The 18,085-nt window shown below is 55.1% G+C and carries 15 protein-coding genes; 6 read left to right on the top strand and 9 right to left on the bottom strand.

All coding sequences use genetic code 11. The features are described 5' to 3' along the window. Positions 1 to 4: 4 nt before the first annotated feature. The 4 genes from KRAC_RS38435 to KRAC_RS38420 all read left to right on the top strand — a co-directional run bounded on the left by KRAC_RS38435 (position 5) and on the right by KRAC_RS38420 (position 3,747). Positions 5 to 415 carry an ArsR/SmtB family transcription factor gene (locus tag KRAC_RS38435; RefSeq protein ID WP_007916706.1) on the top strand — a complete coding sequence of 137 codons (411 nt, stop codon included), beginning with the start codon at positions 5 to 7 and terminating at the stop codon, positions 413 to 415. A 211-nt stretch (positions 416 to 626) separates the two neighbouring features. Beyond that, positions 627 to 1,391, top strand: coding sequence for a 3'-5' exonuclease (locus tag KRAC_RS63330; RefSeq protein WP_007916704.1), 765 nt, complete (start codon positions 627 to 629; stop codon positions 1,389 to 1,391). 117 nt (positions 1,392 to 1,508) lie between these two features. Further along, the gene (locus tag KRAC_RS38425; RefSeq protein ID WP_007916703.1) at positions 1,509 to 2,426 is read left to right on the top strand and encodes a tetratricopeptide repeat protein; all 918 of its coding nucleotides are present in this window, start codon (positions 1,509 to 1,511) and stop codon (positions 2,424 to 2,426) included. After that, positions 2,419 to 3,747 carry a hypothetical protein gene (locus tag KRAC_RS38420; RefSeq protein ID WP_007916701.1) on the top strand — a complete coding sequence of 443 codons (1,329 nt, stop codon included), beginning with the start codon at positions 2,419 to 2,421 and terminating at the stop codon, positions 3,745 to 3,747. Before KRAC_RS38425 ends, KRAC_RS38420 begins: the two co-directional genes overlap by 8 nt. A 129-nt stretch (positions 3,748 to 3,876) precedes the next feature. Here KRAC_RS38420 and KRAC_RS38415 read toward each other — a convergent pair whose 3' ends face one another. The 3 genes from KRAC_RS38415 to KRAC_RS38405 form a co-directional block, all read right to left on the bottom strand. Further along, positions 3,877 to 5,535 carry an FAD-dependent oxidoreductase gene (locus tag KRAC_RS38415; RefSeq protein WP_007916699.1) on the bottom strand — a complete coding sequence of 553 codons (1,659 nt, stop codon included), beginning with the start codon at positions 5,533 to 5,535 and terminating at the stop codon, positions 3,877 to 3,879. A 189-nt stretch (positions 5,536 to 5,724) separates the two neighbouring features. Further along, complete coding sequence (locus KRAC_RS38410; RefSeq protein WP_007916697.1) at positions 5,725 to 5,991, bottom strand: ubiquitin carboxyl-terminal hydrolase 14; 267 nt, start codon at positions 5,989 to 5,991, stop codon at positions 5,725 to 5,727. A 177-nt stretch (positions 5,992 to 6,168) separates the two neighbouring features. Continuing rightward, on the bottom strand, positions 6,169 to 6,432 hold the full coding sequence (locus KRAC_RS38405) for a hypothetical protein (RefSeq protein WP_007916694.1): 264 nt from the start codon (positions 6,430 to 6,432) through the stop codon (positions 6,169 to 6,171). 1,104 nt (positions 6,433 to 7,536) lie between these two features. On the opposite strand from KRAC_RS38405, the gene KRAC_RS69530 reads away from it, so the two are divergent. Further along, on the top strand, positions 7,537 to 8,286 hold the full coding sequence (locus tag KRAC_RS69530; protein WP_007916693.1) for a metallopeptidase family protein: 750 nt from the start codon (positions 7,537 to 7,539) through the stop codon (positions 8,284 to 8,286). Positions 8,287 to 8,641: 355 nt separating this feature from the next. Here KRAC_RS69530 and KRAC_RS38395 read toward each other — a convergent pair whose 3' ends face one another. Then, positions 8,642 to 9,193, bottom strand: coding sequence for a transposase (locus KRAC_RS38395; protein ID WP_157507754.1), 552 nt, complete (start codon positions 9,191 to 9,193; stop codon positions 8,642 to 8,644). Next, positions 9,175 to 9,774 (bottom strand): helix-turn-helix domain-containing protein, encoded by a 600-nt coding sequence (locus KRAC_RS38390; RefSeq protein WP_007916261.1) that lies wholly within the window; start codon positions 9,772 to 9,774, stop codon positions 9,175 to 9,177. Before KRAC_RS38390 ends, KRAC_RS38395 begins: the two co-directional genes overlap by 19 nt. Positions 9,775 to 9,845: 71 nt before the next feature. Between KRAC_RS38390 and KRAC_RS38385 the strand changes: the two genes are divergently transcribed. Next, the gene (locus KRAC_RS38385) at positions 9,846 to 10,049 is read left to right on the top strand and encodes a hypothetical protein (RefSeq protein WP_007916689.1); all 204 of its coding nucleotides are present in this window, start codon (positions 9,846 to 9,848) and stop codon (positions 10,047 to 10,049) included. On the opposite strand, the gene KRAC_RS38380 is transcribed toward KRAC_RS38385, so the two are convergent. From KRAC_RS38380 to KRAC_RS63315, 4 genes are all read right to left on the bottom strand, one after another. After that, entirely contained in the window at positions 10,046 to 10,762 is a 717-nt protein-coding gene (locus tag KRAC_RS38380) for an IS6 family transposase (RefSeq protein ID WP_007916687.1), read from the bottom strand. The genes KRAC_RS38385 and KRAC_RS38380 overlap by 4 nt on opposite strands. Beyond that, positions 10,759 to 11,937, bottom strand: a complete 1,179-nt coding sequence (locus KRAC_RS63325; protein WP_007916685.1) for an eCIS core domain-containing protein — start codon at positions 11,935 to 11,937, stop codon at positions 10,759 to 10,761. The genes KRAC_RS38380 and KRAC_RS63325 overlap by 4 nt, the downstream gene beginning before the upstream one ends. Before the next feature lie 437 nt (positions 11,938 to 12,374). Next, a complete protein-coding gene (locus tag KRAC_RS63320) occupies positions 12,375 to 15,182 on the bottom strand; it encodes an eCIS core domain-containing protein (RefSeq protein WP_007916684.1) in 2,808 nt (935 codons plus the stop codon). A gap of 353 nt (positions 15,183 to 15,535) precedes the next feature. Continuing rightward, positions 15,536 to 18,040 carry a DUF6519 domain-containing protein gene (locus KRAC_RS63315; protein WP_169460989.1) on the bottom strand — a complete coding sequence of 835 codons (2,505 nt, stop codon included), beginning with the start codon at positions 18,038 to 18,040 and terminating at the stop codon, positions 15,536 to 15,538. Positions 18,041 to 18,085 lie beyond the last annotated feature (45 nt).

Below are 18,085 nucleotides of genomic sequence, written 5' to 3'. Positions count from 1 at the left end.
CCCTATGAATACACAACAACAACGTTCCTCGCATCTCTCGCTTATGCCTTCCGTCGCGGAGACAGCCTCAGAGTCAGGTGAGAACACCGATTGGAGAGAAGCAGGATTAGAAGAGGACGCAGGCCTCGTGCTCCTGCTTGAGGCCCTCGCCAGCCCCATCCGGTTTCGTTTGCTCCGCTTACTCGCGCAAGAAGGCGGCAACCTCTGTGTCCGGGAGTTGGCCGAACGAATCCCACGTAGCCAGCCCGTCGTCTCGCATCATTTGCGGCTCTTGCTGTTTGCCAAACTGATCGGGGTGAAGCGCCTGGGAACGCATAACTACTACTACATCTTGCCCGACAAGCTCAAAGAGATACGCGAGGCGCTGGCCTCCGTTGAACACCTGCTGCAACAGAGACGTGAGGATCAGCACTAAACACAAAGTACCTCTTCAGGGTCGAGATCTGCAACATTACCCCTGAAGAGGCCTGCGGGAAGAGAGAGCGGGAGTCTTCCAGAACTCTCTCATCTCTGAGGATACCTCACGATCTCCCGGCATGCAACATTCTCCCCATTGTTTTCTGGTAGCGACAGCCTCCCACTACGCATGTGGGAGGCTGTCGTCCTTTGTCTGAAAGGAAATGTCTATGACGCATACCAACCCACCACGCTTTGATTACCAGCAGGCCATGGAACAAGCACGTGCCCTCCTGGCAGAAGAGCAGCAGGCAAGCCTCATGCCCTCAGGCCTCTCTCACAGAGCGCGAGCACAGAGACGCGAACGGCTCGGGCACCTGCTCATGCAGATCCAGATCCGTATGCAGCAGGAGATTGGTCACTTGCGTTACGCCCTGCACACGCTCCCACCACTGCCACCGTTACAGGAGATCCGCTGGGCGCAGGAGATGCTGGCACGCCCCGATCTGGCCGTGTTCCACCTGACCACCGCCGGGCTCGCACATGACGCTGAAATTATCGCGGTAACCCTGGTTGATCGAGCAGGTCTGCCCATCGAGCACCTCGTGGTTCGTCCGACAGAGCCCATTTCCTTTGCACGTGGGGAGGCCCATGGTCTGAGCGCCGCCCAACTGGCGTCGGCGCCCTCTTTCCCTGAGGTGTGGGATCGGCTTGCCCAGGCCTGTCAGGGTCGCTTCTTGCTCAGTTTCCAGTGCGACTACGACATGGCGCGGCTTGAAGAGGTGAGCACACAGTTGCACCTTCCGCCTCTCAGCGTCCAGATGGAGGATCTGCGCGCCCACACCCGGTCCTACTTTGGCGAACTCGGGTTGCGGCTCTCAGACCTCTGCGAACGATGTGGGATCACCCTTCCACCCACACCTGATCCCCTCCACTGTGCCCGGGCACTGCATGCCGTGCTCTGCGCCATGGCACACGAGGGCAAGGAGTTCTAACCATTACGCCCAACCTGCCAGGGGAGAAGAGGAGGAACATCACCACGCTCCCCCTGGCACCCTACCATCATCCACAACACACCAATTATTCATCCTTAGAAAGGACATGATGATACTATGCCTACGTTTTCATCACCAACACCCACCCTTGCCTCAGAGATCGGCTACGCTTTGCACCAGATCCTCATCCTGCGTCCAACCCATCCGCTCACCGAGATCTTCTCTTATGTGAGCGATGAGGGGACCGTTGCACGCACACAGCTCTCTGAGCACATGGCCACCTGGTCTGCGCAACTGAGGCACCCACTGCCCACCACACGCATCTTCCTGAACAAAGAGCATACGAAGCGCCTGCTTTTGCAACGCGGGACCGCCTATGCACTGCTTGGATCCCCTGAGCAGGCACGGCAGGATCTGCATGCCCTCCTGCAACACAGTGGAACCACGACGAGGCAACTGGAAGGCCTCGCCTGTCTCGTGCTCGCCGTCCTCGCCACGGAACAGGAACGCTACCCGGATGCGCTTCCACTCTGGAAACAGGCACGGGCCTGGCTTCATCCACAGGAATATGACCACTTAGCGTTGACCTGGTACTACACGAAGGTGCTCGTGCAGCTCAACCACCTGCGCACAGCCTACCGGGTCCTCACCGAGATCCTCTCCCCCACCACGCCTGGCCTACGCCTGCCACGACAGAAGGAACGGGCGGAAGCCTACGCCGAACTCTTCTCCCAACGTGGTGGGGTGTGTTCCCTCTTGCAGTACCATCAGGAAGCCATCGAGGACCTCAATGCCGCAATTGAACTGCATCCCACCTGTGCGCGCCTCTTCTCCATTCGCGGGTTACTTCACGCCAAACGGCAGCACTGGCAGGCGGCCTATAATGACCTCTGGCGTGCCTTGCACGCGATGCCAGAAGACCAGGCACTGGCCGATTGCCTCTTCGTCGTCATGCAACGCCTGGGTACTCAGCTTGCAGTCCCCACGACCACACCTGCCATGCACACGAGAAGAGGAGGAACAAGGCGTGCCTAACCACCCACCGTCCACATTCACCCGCCAACTTCAGGCGTTACGCGCATCGCTACCTCCAGAAGCACCTGATCCCCTGATCGATCCTCCACCCCACGCGTTCCTGCGCCTGTGGGAATGTGCCAGGGCCGCAGGTATCGTGGTGAGCAAACTCTTCGTGGTTCGCCAGCCGCTTGATTCCCATGCCGCAGGGGCCTATTCCGTTGAGCATCATGACATCTGGGTCTGGTCTGCACCGGAGATGCCAGAAGAGCAGGTCCTGCGCACCCTTCTCCACGAACTAGCTCATGCCCAGTGTCCCCCGAAACTGCCCTATGCATCGTTTGAAGAGGAGTGGGCAGAAGAACGAGCGACCTGGCAGCGCGCCATTGCCCTGGCCCACAGATGGGGCATGACTCATCTTTTCCCGGAAGAGACCATAGCAGAGATCCAGGAAGAGGTGGAGGCGTGTTTGCAGCAACGTCTCGCCGCCTCTACCATCCTTGGTAGCACAGATATGGAGCGCACCGAACAGGCCCTCAGACAAATCCGGCTTGAAGCCCATGCCCGCGGGTGGACCGGTCAACTGCTGCATGACGTCCTGACAGGGACATGCGCTAATCCAGGGTACCTTGGGCAAGTGCTCACCTTTGATCGCTGCGTCCTTCACGCGTGCTGGGAAACAGTGCATGAGCCTGAAGCGGATCCCGACCCGGACACGCTCTTTGGCCCCCTCTCTCATCTCCATGACGCTACCCAGCTCATCCGCGCGGTGGAGATGCTCCAACGCGCACTCGCCTCCTGCGCCCGGCAAGAAGAGGCATTGCGAGCACGTCTTGCCAGCCGCTCCTGGCACAGGACGACATCGGGCAAGGTGTCATATGAGCAAAGCCGACAGGTCATACACGATGAGACCGCACTGCAAGAGGCCATTGCGCTGGTCAACCAGCTTTGCTTTGAAGCTCGTGGCTACGCCCTGCGCATGCACTGGCAACAGTATGAGACCCTGTTCGCCCAGCATGATCAGGAAAGGCAGCCAGCGCACCTCTACTGCCTCCAGCTCATCTTTACCCCATGGACGGAGGTACTCACCACCATTGCCCCCTGGATGGATGCAGCAGAGCTTCCACCCTGTCCGCCCAGACATCCCAGAGCAGTCTGGTTTCTGTTTCCATCCGGGCAAGACATAACCCCGCTTGAGGCGGCCTGGCAACTCTTTGTCCTTTCCTGGGTCAATTGTGCGGATATCAGCTATGAAGGGCTCTTCCACACATCTACGTCGCCTCTACAAGACAGTGGTGAGTCCCAAAGAGCCGTCACTTCAGAGGACATGGAAGGCGTATAAAAAACGTACCGATGGTAGATGAACACGCAAGACGGCGCCTCGTTGGAGGCGCCGTCTTGTTGCGCTTTGGATAAAGGAAAAGATGAAACACAAGAATAAAATCATACGCAGATGGCATTCGCTCGCCGCTCAGTGAGCGAACGCGAGGTACTCATGGACGGAACGCACCGAGGCCGAGCCTTCGCCGACAGCAGCTGCGACTCGCTTGATCGAGCCCGCCCGAACGTCGCCAACGGCGAACAATCCGGGATAGCTCGTCTCAAAGGGCAGCGGTCGCCGGCCCAATGCTTCCCATCGTTCGTCGAGGTGCTCCTCGCCTATAGACCGGTCGGTGAGCACAAAACCGTGCTCATCGAGGGCCGCGCATCCTGACAGCCAATCCGCGGCAGGATCTGCGCCGATAAAGGAGAACAGAGCACTGCACGGCAACACGACATCGCCGCCAACAGTAGTGACACGTATCGACGTAAGGGTCTGGTCACCCTCCAGACTGGCGATTTTGGTGTTGGTTCGTACGGTGATGCGAGCATCGGCCTCGATCCGGTCGACGAGGTAGCGCGACATGCTGGCGTTCAGGTCGTGGCCGCGGATGACGATGGTAATCGGGCTGCCAGCCGCAGCCAGGAACAGTGCAGCCTGACCGGCCGAGTTGCCCCCTCCTGCGACCACGACCGGCGACCCGGCACAGAGGCGGGCTTCCATCTCGGTGGCCGCGTAGTACACGCCGTTGCCTTCAAAGTCTGTGAGACGGGTAGCATCGAGTCGCCGGTAGCGGACCCCGCTGGCGACGATCACGGCGCGACTTGCAACTTCAGTCCCATCCGAAAGGCGGACCACGAGATGCCCAGCCTCTTCACGCAGCGACGAGGCCAGACACGGGCTCGTGAGGTGGGCGCCGAACTTTTCCGCTTGCACAACGGCCCGCTGAGTGAGGTCGCCGCCGGAAATCCCGGTCGGGAACCCGAGGTAGTTCTCGATGAGCGAGCTAGTCCCTGCCTGGCCCCCAACGACGGCCATCTCGACGACCAGGGTTCGCAGTCCCTCGGAGGCGCCATAAACAGCAGCCGCCAGACCGGCTGGCCCTGCACCGACTACGACGAGATCGAAACAACGCTCGGGAAGGCTGTTGATGGTCAAGCCGAGGTACTCCGCCAACTCTCCAGGGGTCGGGCGGCGCAAGACCGAGCTAGAGGCGATCACGACTGGCAACTCGCCCGGGGTGACGGAGAACTCGCGCAGGAGGCGGTCGACGGCAGCATCGCGATCCGGGTCCAGCCACTCATGGGGGATACGGTTGCGGGCCAGGAACTCTCGGATCCGGAGTGACTCGGGCGAGAACCGGGAACTCACGACGCGGATGGCACCTGATGCACCGCTCAGCAGTATTGACCTGCGAACGAGAAAGGCTGCGAGAATCGTGTCACCGAGGCCGGGGTTCGTCGCGATCACATGTTGCAGTGCTGCCCTCGGTACGACGATGACCTCGCCGGACTGGGTGACGCGGGCCGACAGATACACCCGCTGGCCAGTCAGCAAGTTCAGCTCGCCCAGAAATCGACCAGGACCGTGGCGAGCGACGATCCGCTCCTCGCCGTCAGAACGGACCACGATCTCGACAGCCCCCGAGAGAATCACGTAGAAGTCGTAGGTAGTGTCCCCTTCCCGATAGAGGTATTCGCCCGCAACCACCGATCGTCGGGTCCCGAGCGCACCGAGAATGGCAAGTTCGGAGTCATCGAGTGTGGGAAACGCGGCGGCGTCATCAGCCAGAGACGGACGGTAGCTCATTACTTCGGCCTCCTTGACGGTGGTCCTGCGAACTCGCAGGGACCACCAGATATATTCCCTGTGTCATCATCCTGCTCCGATTTTCATATGCAAACGTATGCAAGCACACGTTCACACCGAATTTCGTTGTTCCTGTTTCATCCGCAGGTGCCTCCGGGCCGAAGCCTTTTGGTCTTACGACGTGGAGTGTCACCTCAACTCCATTGCTACCTCGTCAATATAACACCAGACCCAGTCCTCTCCCGGCTCGTGAGATTGGATCAGCGGGTGACCCGTCGCGTGAAAATGTTTTGTCGCATGCTTATTTTTTGAACTATCGCAGCAACCAACATGGCCGCAGATCAGACAGAGACGTAGATGAACCCACGTATCACCTGTTTTCAGACAGTCTTCGCAACCATTGGCAAATGGAGTCACCTCCTGTATCTGGTCCAGATGTGTACAATCTTTCGCCATCAATTTTTCCTTTCTTACCAAAAAACGAACAGCTTCAGCACCTCACTCAGGAAGTTCTTTCCGTTTAAGCTCAAACTCCGTCTTGCTCATATGTCCTGTTTTAAATGTTGCAATCCAGGCATACCTGATACACGCTCGCATTCCCTGTCACCTCAACCTTCCAGAAGACGAGCCTGCTCAGCTTCTGTGAATAATGGCAGATACTCCTGATGGCGTCGAAGCACAGTTAGGAGAAGAGGTAAAGCCGATCGCCTCAATGACACGATAGGCAAACGTCATCCCAGTGCGCTGAGTCTCCGTGAAATCCTCATCATGTTTTCCAACCATCGCGCGGGTGAGAATACCACAGCCACCAATACTGAGAGCCACCCATACAGTAGTTCGGCGTTCCAAGAGCATCTTTTCGACGAATTCTAATGGTCGAGGGAGATCCCTTCTCATTGTTCCTCCTCCTCAGGAGACACTTCGTACGTCATCGAAAGCAGACGTGGACGTCAAGGCAGCCAGGCACTGTTGGGAAAGGATTAAGTCCTTTTAAGCTTACCAGCAAATCGAGGAACGTTCTTCACCTCCATCAATATTTTCTGAAGTATACTGGGCTCTTCCATAGCCCGTCAATATTTTCCATATAAATATTGACAAAATGCGCATCAAAGATGAATTCGTCGGGCCAGAATGTGAAGGAGTCGAACTCTTCCCCGCGCGCTCACGGGAAGTGGACACCGCCAACACTACCACCTGTGGATTATCGATGATCCCACCTTCCGCTTCCCATCCGGCGTCTGGTCACTGAAGCAACCATTGGTGATGCGCGACAAGAGCCATGGCCAGCCAATGAACGTCCAGCTGATTGTCTTTCCGAAGAAGAAATGAGAGCACTTCTCCAGCAAGAACAACGCAGGCGTTCTTAACACACGCGACATTGCACTGGATATAGCCTCTGAAGAAGCCGTATCCAGTGCAATGGAGAGACACAATTCAAGAAAGTGCTTTTTGGAGCAATAATTCTACAAATAATAGAATACCAAATTTTGGTATTTTCAGACCCTCAAAAAGCTGGGGAGCAAAATGTTGCTTTCGTTCACACACGTGGTCATTGGTTCCATCTCAATCGTATGGTGGTCCAAACCCTTTCGTGGTAAACACAGGTGTAGCCCCTGTTCCTTTGAGATATAGTTGTAGGAAGCAGCTATACCTCTTTTGATGAAAAATTAAAAAGAGATACACATCTAGCTTCTCAACCATCTTCTCAAAGCATCCTCCCCCATCTGAATGAGATTGACTCGATTTGGCAGGGGTGTGACAAAAAATGAGAGTGTTCCTCCCTTTGAACTCGCTATAAAAGCGGGTGATGGTCTGGCTTGTTTCTGAGAGCAAAAGTGCTATATTCAAAGAAGTGTGGCGCGTCTCTCTTGCATGGCGCACTCATCATCGAGCATTACCCTATCAGAAGGAAGGAAGAATCTGCCTATTTCATAGCGCAAGGGAAGCGACGTCCCTCTTTACTGAGAGGGAATACATTTCCAAGATAAGAGGAGGCCAACGATGACAACGACGAAGTCTGCTCACTCTTCTGATAATGCTGACGATCTCGATGCTCCTGACAAGAACGCAGCCGGGTCAGATAAGACGAATCAGCAAACGCATACTCACAAGAATATGTGGAGGTGGGTGGTCATAATAGTGAAACTACTCGTTTTCCTCTTCTTCGGCTTCTGCTCATTCTTTGTCCTGTATATTCCCCTGTCTCGTGCGGTAGATAACCCCTCCGCACTCCTGATCACCAGTGGTCTGGTGCTCCTCCTCATCGTCGGAATGGGATATCTATTAAAGGTTCGCTCTACTGCTACACATACAGCAAAGAACAGACAATCAGCGAATGTGTATGAGAAAGCGCAAACAAAAAAGCCAGGCAACCGCATAACTATGGTGAAACCTGACGTTTTTGACCGGCTGGTCCAGGAGGCTGTCAATTCCATTCCCGACGAGTTTCAGAAGTACATGGACAATCTGGCAATCATGATCGAAGATGAGCCGGACGCCGAGACACTCGAAAGAGTAGGGACTGGTGATGGGCGTCTTCTGTTGGGGTTGTATCAGGGCGTCCCGCTCTCTTGCTATGGGAGCCACTACTCGCTCATACCCGAGCGTATCACCATCTATCAGCACGCTATTGAAGACTATTGTCACGGCGATCTTGATCGTATTCGCGCGCAGGTCAGAAAAACGATCCTCCATGAAGTGGCTCATCACTTTGGCATAGAACACGAAGAAATGCCGATTTGGATCCAATAAGGGAGAAAAACAGCAGAAGAAATCTTCCTTGTGGGTACGACTTCTCACGATACAATGTATAGTATAAAAAATAGCGTAAGGGAAACGAGCCAAAATATGCCATACTACCGGTACTTTGTGGACTCGGGAAAGCATACCTGATTTCGGGTATCTATCCTGAGCAATTTGAGCTCAAGTTGCCACGATCTGGTGAGCTTAAAACAAGCCGAAATCCCAAGTCCACAAAGTACCACTAGTGCTCCGTTCGTTAAGTGCAGTAGCAAAACGGATTGGCTTCTAGAACCGGATCATGCGATAAGCCTGCTTGTTTTTGTTACTGGTGGATTTAACAAAAGCAGCACTAGTGCTCAATTCCTCAAAGGCGGTAAGAAAAGAGACGGTGCAGGTGGCGTCGCGTTTTGGGCGGCCGTCCCCAGATCCACGGTTTGGCTCGCCGATTGAGTTGCGCCGTGGCGACGCTCATCGCTCGCTCGATCTCATGAGCATTGGCAAAACTCTGGCCAGCGAAGGCATCGCGTCGGAAGAGGCGCCACCACCCTTCTTGCAGATTGAGCCAACAGGCGCCTTTGGGAATGAAGATGTGCTGGAGGCGCGGATGGTCCACCAGCCAGGTGCGGGTTTCCAGACTATTGTGACTGGAGAGATTGTCCGTGATGATAAAGATGTCCCCTGTCGGATTATCCGCCTCGATGTCTTTGAGCAGCTCAATGTAGTTCTTGGAATTACGCGCAGCCGCACAGCGCGTGATCTCCTTGCCATCGCGGACCCGCAGCGCTCCATAGATCCACACCTTGTCATCCCCACGACTGTATTCCAGGGGAGCTTTGATGCGGTGCCCATCCGCTGACCAGCCAGGCGCTGGCGCGAAGGTACGCGGGGTCACCGGTCCTAACTCGTCAGTGCAGATGGTCGTCGACCCGTCGGGTGGCTCGGTGTAGTGGGTGACGACCGCAGTTCTTTTGGGGCAAAGTCTTTGTCATCACTGGTTCCCCAACTCTGGCGATTGCGCCAGCGTACCCCTTCACGCAGGTAGATCCGTCGGATCTGGCTCCGCTCCACCTGGATACCCGCGGCATGGGCCGCCTCCGTGAGAGCATCCAAGCTCCATTGCGCTGAACCTTCTTCCTCGCGGGCCTGCAGGCTCCCATCGGCATACCGCTCTAACCTCCCTGGAGGTGGTCGCTTCACCAGGGCGAGAATCCGGCTGCGCTCCTGCTCGGTCAAGCGCGGTTTACGTCCCGCTCCTTCCCGCATTCCCAGGCCGTTGATCCCTTGCGCATTGAAGCGGTTCAGGTGGATGCGCACGGTTCTCGGATGGCATGAGAGCGTGGTGGCGATCTCTTGCGGCGTCTTGCCTGCCCAGCTCTCCACCACCATCTGGGCATGAAACTTCCAATCAGCAGGTGCGTGGTGACTCCTGGCCAGTTTGCGCACCTGGCGTTCTTCCTGGGCATCCTGCGCCGCTCGGGCTTGCACGTGTTTGGGCATCGCTCTGCTCCTCTCTTGGTGACTTGCTTTCTCTCTTTTAGCGTATCACCAATGAGGAATTGAGCACTACTATGAATGGCAAAGATTTTGAAAAAAGTATTGAAAATCTTATACTACTACGTAGCAAACTTTATCAAAAGAAAGAAGCAGTTTGCGATATAATTATGTATAATTCAGGTATTGTCAACTTATTTGTAGGAATGGGGATAACTGCTGAGCTAGAAAGAGGAAACAGGTTGCGGAACAGTAAGAGGCTTGGGATAGAGAGGCGTTAGCTGACCAATTTCACTCCGGTAACCTCATTCCAGGTCTGGAATCGGGTCTGTAACATGGCATGGTATTCCCCGGCACTCAAACGATGTCGTCGCGGTTGAAAATGGCCGGAGATGGGACCGAAAGCAGAAAGAAAGCGTTGCGCATGTTTGGCTGATTTGAAGCGCCGCATTTTCTTTTCTCGCAAACGTGTGGGGTGATGCGAGTTCTCTGCTCGGTTGTTCAATCCTTTGTGCTGTCGATGTTCTACTGTCGGCAAGATTTCGCGTTTGGCCGCTCCATAACTCCTGAGCTTATCGGTAATGATCACACGCGGGGCGTATTGCAATCCTTTGAGGAGTTTGCGAAAAAATCTTTTAGCAGTCTTTTTGTTCCGTCGGCTCTGCACGAGGATGTCGAGCACGTTGCCATTCTGATCAACGGCTCGCCATAAGTAGTACTTCTGGCTGCGAATCGTGAGTACGACCTCATCCATATGCCACTTATCCCCACAGCGAGGGCGACGACGGCGCAGTTCATTGGCGTAGGTCTGCCCAAATTTTAAACCCCACTGCCGGACCGTTTCATAGCTCACGACGATCCCGCGTTGTGTCAAAAGCTCTTCTACATCACGAAAACTGAGCGAGAAACGGAAATACAACCACACAGCATGGCTGATGATTTCAGGCGGGAAACGAAAACCTTTGTAATCGGGAGGAAAGCTGTTTGTTTTCATACAGCCATTCTAGCATAGTGTTCAGCTCTATTGCCAAGTTGACAATACCCCTTATCTTTCTGTTCCACCTCCGTTAAGGACGCATAGATCATCTCATCCGTAAAGGAGCCCAGTTGCGGGTCGTCCTTGAGGAGTGAGAGCCCGATGGTGGGGTCCGGCCCTCGCGGGACCACCTGCTCCGCAGGCATCTCGATCTCGGTCACCGCCTGTAGTGCTGGCCTGACCTCCTTCAGATACGCCTCCTTAGCCGAACCTTCGAAATACGCCAGCTCTTGGTTGATCTTCGCTCTAGCCTCTTTGGACAACTTTCCGTGATTCCTGACTCTCTTGGCCATCAACTGCCCGCGATAACGAGCGGCGGCCTCATCTCGACTCCGCCGCGTGTCGTCTGCGGGCGTGCGTTGGACTACTGCCATCCCACCTGGCTGCTGCACCACATGCGTCAGCTCATGGGCAATCAGCCGCCTTCCTTGGTGCGTCCCCAGTGCGAACTGGCCTGCACCGAACGCAATGTCGTGCCCCATCGTGTAGGCATTAGCGTTCACGTCCTGCGCCGATTGCTCGGCTGCCGAGCCGGTATGCACCCGCACTCGGAAAAAGTCGTGACCGAAGCGCTGTTCCATGTCCTGCCGTAACGTCGGCTCCAGCGGCCTGCCGGGGCTGGCAAGGGCCTGGTCTACGCTGGCGGGCACCGCGCCCATCAGCCCATTCGATTGCCCTGAGAAGCGCTGGATGTGCGGTGGTACGCCGCTAACGGCTTGATAGGTCGGCATCCGCATCACCTGATCGGAGAGGCGGTCGGCTTCCTGCTCATAGTCGTCTCCCGGCTGGTTGATCGCCAGTTTCGTCTGTAGCACTCCTACGGCAGGAGCATGGATGGGAATCCGGCTAAAATCGTGTCCGAAGCGGGATGCTCTGTCAAAGGCGGAGCTGAATGAAGGCCCCTGTTCCTGAGCAGGAGCGCTGCCTGGTACAGTAACTGGGGCTGAAGGAGGCTCGAACGCTCTTTGAGAACGAAGCAACATGGACTGCTCACGGCGGCACGTCGCGCATTCACCACCAGCAGGGGTGTGCTGGCCGAAGGCACAGCTACGCTGCACAAGACTGCTTTTGGCTGCTGATCCACTCACCGTCTTGTGCTGTACCTGGGCTTTCGCATAGGTTCGATCACTCATGCTGTTGCCTTTCGATATACCCTCAACTATCTTGGTCTATTTGGCTCGCCGATGAAATTTACAACGCTAAGCATTAAAGCAGCTTCGCATGCTCTTCGAGAGGAAGAGTTTACAATCGGCAACGGCTTCGACGAGGGCCTCCCAACGTGCCGCATAATCAGATGCCAATGAAGCGCAGCGTAGTGGGCAGTCCGATTTGATGCGGCACGTTAGGCAGTTACGATGGGCAACGAAAAGAAGCTGTCCATTCTACTACCTGTTTACCTGGCTGCCACCTTTCTGTGGTTAACCTCACTGGCACGTCGTTTTGTGAGCATATAATCAACATAATAAGATTGATCTACTGACAAACCCTTTTGCGTAGCAATGCCGCTCAACGCATTCGCGGTTTGATGGGTTTTGCTGCTCTCTACCCATCCTACGCAGGCTCGAGAGGCTTATCGACTACGGTAGCTGAGAACGCCCATCAAGCTTTCGTTCATGTTCTCGTTGATCACGCCAAGGTCTTTCTCGAGCAACTCCACGTGCTCCTTGAGTTCCTCATCGAGGCCGTAGATGAGCTCTGAGATCTGGTTAAAATCCTGGAGAGCCATATACAGATCTCCGAGAGTCACTCTGCGAACGCCTAATTGTTCCCCGGACACAATTGACAACACCTCAGGCAGGGGAATATATTCAGCCATCCCTATCGCAGCGAACATCTCACGGCTCTTGGACAAATTCTCGATGAGCTTGACTCCCCGACCCACATTCACATTGATTTCATTCACATCGTCACGAAGCTTTCGTGAGAGATCCAATTGGTCGGAAACTATCGATTGGGCATCGATGCAGAAATCCCCGAACACATCGGCCCCGGCCGCGGTTTGTGACTCCGAATCAAGCTCAGAGGCGTCATGATGCATCTCTTCGAGCCTTTGATGTTGGCCTTGGTAGTCATTTATCAGCGTGGTGGTCGTGTTGAGGATGTACTTGGCGGACCTCACTTGCTCGCTGAAGATCCATCCTTCCCCCGATAGCTTCGATAAGGTCTGATTTACTTTTTCCAGTGCGGCCATAAGTTCGAACGCCGCGTCGATGGGAAGCAGTACGGCCTTTGCCATAGTGGCAATTTTCGCGATGACTTGCGTGCCTTTCGCACGCAAGTTTTCTACCTTCCCTTTGATCTTTGAGAGATCCGGCTTCGGGCCACTGGGGTCCGTGGAAGTGCCGGATGTTTTCGGCCTTTTTTTAGCCGGTTTGACTGCTTCCGGCGAAACGGACTTCGACGAGCCCGGCTTCTCGGTGCCAGGTTTCACGCGCAGCGGTCCCATATGGGTAGTTACCGCCGGTTCATCCGCATGGACTCCCGCCGGTTTTGTCGCAGGCTTGGCCGTACCCCCGAACGGTGTCCCCGGCTCGGACGTGGGGGCTGTTTTCGAGGCCGAAGCGGTCGGGTCGACGGTCTTGGTAGGCTCGGTAGCGGGTTTCGAACTCGCTTTTCCGCCCAGCCCGCCTCCCGCGTCACCCGGACCTGTCCCGCTTGTCACTGCCGGTTCATCCGCACGGACTTCCGCCGATTTTGCCACACCTCCCAACTCTTCCGTGCTCTCTGACGGTTTGGCTCCCCCAGCTCCTTTCGGTCCTTCCACCGGAGCCAGTTCTTTTTGAGCAGGAAGTTTCGAGGAACCGCCGGAGAGAGAACCGCCTTCTGGCTTCTCCGCGTAGAGGAGCTCGGCTTTGTACTCTGGCACTCCCGCCTTGGCTGAGGTGGTGGCTGTGTGTTTCGTTGTGGCCTTATCACTTGGATCCAACGGTTGGTTCCCCCGGGGCATCTTCGGTCGAACCGGCCCGTAAACTTCCAACTCCAGGCCTTTCTCTCTGGCGTAGGTCCTTAAAAGGAGGAGGCAATCTTCTTTCTCTGGGCCACATGGCATCTGATCGACTCCAACCATCAGTTTCCCTCCCCTCACATCGACGTTTGCGAGCCGCAGGCGAAGGGAAAACACCGCCTGCGCCTCCGCGTGAGCGCCGGAGGGGGCGTGGGTCTGCCGACGCCCTAGGAAAGCTCCCAGATCCGATGCCACCTGAGTGCCGTCTGGTCCCACTACCTGGATCGCCGCGTGAGTATCAAAACCCATTCCGAGAGTTGCACCTGGATCGGAGCTGGGAAGGCGGTTTGTACCTCCACCCGTGAAGACAGGGAGATCCGTTTCTGGATCTCGGCCCGAAGGCCGGGGAGCGGTGGAGGTGAAACCGCGCTGGTTCAGGACAATGTTGACTAAGTCTTCCGGGGTGAGGGCAGGTGTGGGTTTAGTGGGCGGAGCGAGCGCCATTCCTATCCGCGTGGCCGACCGTACGGAAACCGGACTTTCGCTTTCCAGAAGGGTGGACGTGGCCGCCTCTGCTTCCCTCTCGTGTGCCGCAGATGGGTCGATCATCGGAGAGGCGGATCCCGTCCCTCCCCGCTCCTGCTGGATCACATGCGCCAATTCATGCGCCAGGATTCGTTGCCCTTGCGGGGCATGAGGCGCATACTCCTCTGGCCCAAACACTATGTCTTGTCCCACCGTATAGGCCGCCGCATTCACCGCTCGCGCTGACTCCGCCGCCCTCCCCCCGGTATGTACCTGCACCCGGGAAAAGTCGTGGCCGAAGCGCGGCTCCATGAAGGCGCGAGTCGCCGGGTCGAGAGGTTGACCGGGTGAGAGCAATACTTCTTGGACGATGGGCGGTGCTGCAACCTGTCCCATGTCGCCAGCCTGGACGCGCTTCGTCCGCAAGTTCTCATGTTCCCAGCCCGGCTGCTTCGTCTGACACTTGGGGCACGCTCCACCGCAGGCGCAAGCACGCTGTAAATGCGGCTCCGGCATCCGCATCACCTGATCGGAGAGGCGGTCGGCTTCCTGCTCATAGTCGTCTCCCGGCTGGTTGATCGCCAGTTTCGTCTGTAGCACTCCTACGGCAGGAGCATGGATGGGAATCCGGCTAAAATCGTGTCCGAAGCGGGATGCTCTGTCAAAGGCGGAGCTGAATGAAGGCCCCTGTTCCTGAGCAGGAGCGCTGCCTGGTACAGTAACTGGGGCTGAAGGAGGCTCGAACGTTCTTTGAGAATGGAGCAATGTGGACCGTTGATTACGACATACCGAGCATTCATCACCAGCAATGATGTGCTGTCCACATGCACAGGTACGCTGCAAGAGACTACTCCGGGCACTCAACGTCTTCTGTTGTGCTTGAGTTTTCGCATAAGCTCGATCTCTCATGGTGTTGCCTTTCGCTGCACCTGAACACAGTTGCTCATTGAACAGTCCACCAACGATGCTCTATCTTTGGTAATGGTGCAAAAATGGCTGTTTGGTGTAACATATTGCTCTGCTTTTCTAGACAGATACTCCTCAGCATATATGATCCTCCTGGTGAATCTCAAAACATCAATCCCTACGTAGAAAATGCACTGATGCCTTCTGCTTCGTATGTAGTAGAAGGCACATGAACTCCCCTTTCTGCATACGCATTCGAGAACCTGCTATCTCTGCTCTTTCACCTGCAATGGGTATCAGAGACGGATGGAATGATAAACACTTCCCTTCTGGTCATAATCTGGCTGGTTGAGAGTCTAGGTTATCTGTACAAAAACCGCGAAAGGTATCACGAAGTCACCTCCTGGCTGACCATCAAAATTGCCGTCAAGTGCAGCTCCATTGTCCTGCTCAGTGATCGCTGGTCCAATGTTTGTATGTTCACTACCCAAGATCTTCAATGTATAGGAACTTGCTGTAAAAGTTCGAGGCTCAATAGCAGTGAATTGCACAACCGTATTGTTTGTGTTTGGTTTAAATGCTAAATTACCAGCTACCCTTACAGAAGTTTGATTTGCGCTTCGCGTTACTTCTATGCTCTGTGGCTGGCCATTTGGTGCAATACCGTTAGGACTTACGGGGCGATTGAAAGTGATCTCGATGACATTAACCGACATGGCATCACCAAATTGTACATTTGGTAAAGTTGGCGGAGTCGTGGAAGTGGGAGGCACCTGCGACAGGTCTAAGGTAAATGCACTGGGTGCTCCCTGCTGAGCAGAGGTAAAATTGATCGTCGTAATACGCAGTGGTGTTGGTGGCTCGCCAAGATAAAACCAGCTCTCGAAGTCACTTGCCAGCGTTCCGGCGCCAGAGGATAGATGCAGGGCTGTACGCGGCGTCTGCCCGTCGCTTCGTGTGTCCGGTTGCCCAAAGGCTTGCCCATCCAGGTAGTACCGTTCGGTGCCCTGGTTGCTCCAGATATCGTGGCCTTTGAGAGTTACTCGTATACGCGGCTGGATGGTCTGCCCGCTGGCAGATGCTGTGATTGATCCCAATGTGACGGGTAAGTTAGCGATGAGTGTTGCAGCAGGCTCAGCACTTGTTGTGCTCGATGGACTTTGGAGCATCCATTGAATAACGTTGGCTTCCACTGTCGTCACGCCGTTCAGAATCAAGCTCATATAAAACTCGTTGCTAAGGCCTGTTCTACCAAGTATCAGTGATGCCGGTACTTCCAGTGTGACAATAACGGTTGCTGGGCTGATCGATAGCTGTTCTGGTACTGCATCCAGCGTGATTTTCAAGCCCTCACTGATAAATTGTGTGGGTGTGAATAAGTCGTCATTCCTCCAGTTGAGACCAATGACATGAATAGCCGGCGAGGCAAGAGCAGGGAAGCATTCACGGCAATCCTGCACATACAATTGCTGATTCTGCGGGTTGAGACGCAGTAGCGCGATGCGACCATAGTGGTGCTGGATCCCTACCGGCGACTGCGCACTGGGATTGGTATTGGGTATTTGATAGGGAGGCCACTCGATATCGCCCGTGGCCGTTCGTGCCGGGATGAGCCAGTAGTCACCCGTTCGATAGGTACCTTGCGAGAGCAATACCTGGATGCCGCCCTCAAGTGACTGCCAGTCGTGAGTGATAGCCAGGCCATTGCGCACATCGTCTGGATTTGCTGATGATCCCATCTGATCCCAACGGCGAAGTTTGGGATGGAGATTTTGATCAACCGCTGCAGGCCCGGTTTCCATTGTAATGATGCGATTTGCCGCATCTACACTGCTAATACGTAACAGTTCACCTGGAAGCCCTTTCAGGTCTTTTTCGTCGTCCATCACCTCTACCCATTGTCCGGGCGCAAAACCCAGGACAGTATCAGGGCCAACGTCGTACACGGTAATGTCGTTGCCGCTGAAGCTTTCGATCGTCGTCACAACCGAACCGTTTTCACGTGACCACTTGAAGGTTGGGCCACTGGGACTATCGCTGCCATAATGTATCTCGACGCGATAGAACTGGTTCTCCAGCAGTTGATAGCCAGACTCAGGTGGGATAAGGCAAGGATCATCAGGGTTATCGACAGGCTGCGTACGAGCGTTCAAGGTACCTGTGCTTGGTGCCACAAGATCATCCCATTGTTGGCTTTTACTGATGCATGTCATCTGGCTGGAGAACCGGGCTATTTTTTGCGAGATGGTGTCGATTTCTTTCGTAAGCGCGGCAATGGTTGCCGCGCTGTTTGCATTACGTGATCGTTTGGCTTTTGCCAGTGCCGCAGCCAACTCAGCAAGCCTTGTCTGCAACCCGGAAACATCCGAGGGTAGAGCTAAAGGCAGGATTTTGACCTGCCACACAGTTTGCGCACGAGTAGTGGTATCGGGTCCACCTAGGGCAACCTCACGAATGTGTGGGTCGTCCAGGGCTGTAATGTGTCGCTGCCACACGTCGAGATAGACAATTGCCCACAGTGTCTTTTTATCCTGGAGGAGAGTCACGACGTCTGGTGGCACCGCATTGGGCAGGTATGGTTGATTATCATACGTAACGTCGGCATCATTTTCACACATAATACCATCGATGTAAAAGCGACCCTGGCTGATGAGCAGAGTGTTATTGTCCTGGACGCTAATCTTAAAACCACTATGGTTCATCGGAGCGCCGCATAGTCCAATTACATCCTTCGTTTCTGTCTCAATGTGATATTGGTCTATAGCCTGCTGTTCGTTCCAGTCAGCGTCCGTTTGCACACGCCCCTGCTGCATTATGACTTTTGTATAGTGTTTCTTGGGATCAAATGTTACTCGACTCAAATCAGCCTTCATTATAAGCCTCCATAGGAACGACCCTCGCGGTCA

This window comes from Ktedonobacter racemifer DSM 44963, from assembly GCF_000178855.1.
Taxonomy (GTDB): Bacteria; Chloroflexota; Ktedonobacteria; order Ktedonobacterales; family Ktedonobacteraceae; genus Ktedonobacter; species Ktedonobacter racemifer.
Note: the sequence above shows the minus strand (reverse complement) of the source record. Positions and strands in the feature narration are given on the sequence as shown.

What these genes read in the sequence shown, in the direction of transcription:
- KRAC_RS38435 (WP_007916706.1), top strand. Translation starts at nt 5, where the DNA reads ATGAATACACAACAACAACGTTCCTCGCATCTCTCGCTTATGCCTTCC.
- KRAC_RS63330 (WP_007916704.1), top strand. Translation starts at nt 627, where the DNA reads ATGACGCATACCAACCCACCACGCTTTGATTACCAGCAGGCCATGGAA.
- KRAC_RS38425 (WP_007916703.1), top strand. Translation starts at nt 1,509, where the DNA reads ATGCCTACGTTTTCATCACCAACACCCACCCTTGCCTCAGAGATCGGC.
- KRAC_RS38415 (WP_007916699.1), bottom strand. Translation starts at nt 5,535, where the DNA reads ATGAGCTACCGTCCGTCTCTGGCTGATGACGCCGCCGCGTTTCCCACA.
- KRAC_RS38410 (WP_007916697.1), bottom strand. Translation starts at nt 5,991, where the DNA reads ATGGCGAAAGATTGTACACATCTGGACCAGATACAGGAGGTGACTCCA.
- KRAC_RS38405 (WP_007916694.1), bottom strand. Translation starts at nt 6,432, where the DNA reads ATGAGAAGGGATCTCCCTCGACCATTAGAATTCGTCGAAAAGATGCTC.
- KRAC_RS69530 (WP_007916693.1), top strand. Translation starts at nt 7,537, where the DNA reads ATGACAACGACGAAGTCTGCTCACTCTTCTGATAATGCTGACGATCTC.
- KRAC_RS38390 (WP_007916261.1), bottom strand. Translation starts at nt 9,774, where the DNA reads ATGCCCAAACACGTGCAAGCCCGAGCGGCGCAGGATGCCCAGGAAGAA.
- KRAC_RS38385 (WP_007916689.1), top strand. Translation starts at nt 9,846, where the DNA reads ATGAATGGCAAAGATTTTGAAAAAAGTATTGAAAATCTTATACTACTA.
- KRAC_RS38380 (WP_007916687.1), bottom strand. Translation starts at nt 10,762, where the DNA reads ATGAAAACAAACAGCTTTCCTCCCGATTACAAAGGTTTTCGTTTCCCG.
- KRAC_RS63325 (WP_007916685.1), bottom strand. Translation starts at nt 11,937, where the DNA reads ATGAGTGATCGAACCTATGCGAAAGCCCAGGTACAGCACAAGACGGTG.
- KRAC_RS63320 (WP_007916684.1), bottom strand. Translation starts at nt 15,182, where the DNA reads ATGAGAGATCGAGCTTATGCGAAAACTCAAGCACAACAGAAGACGTTG.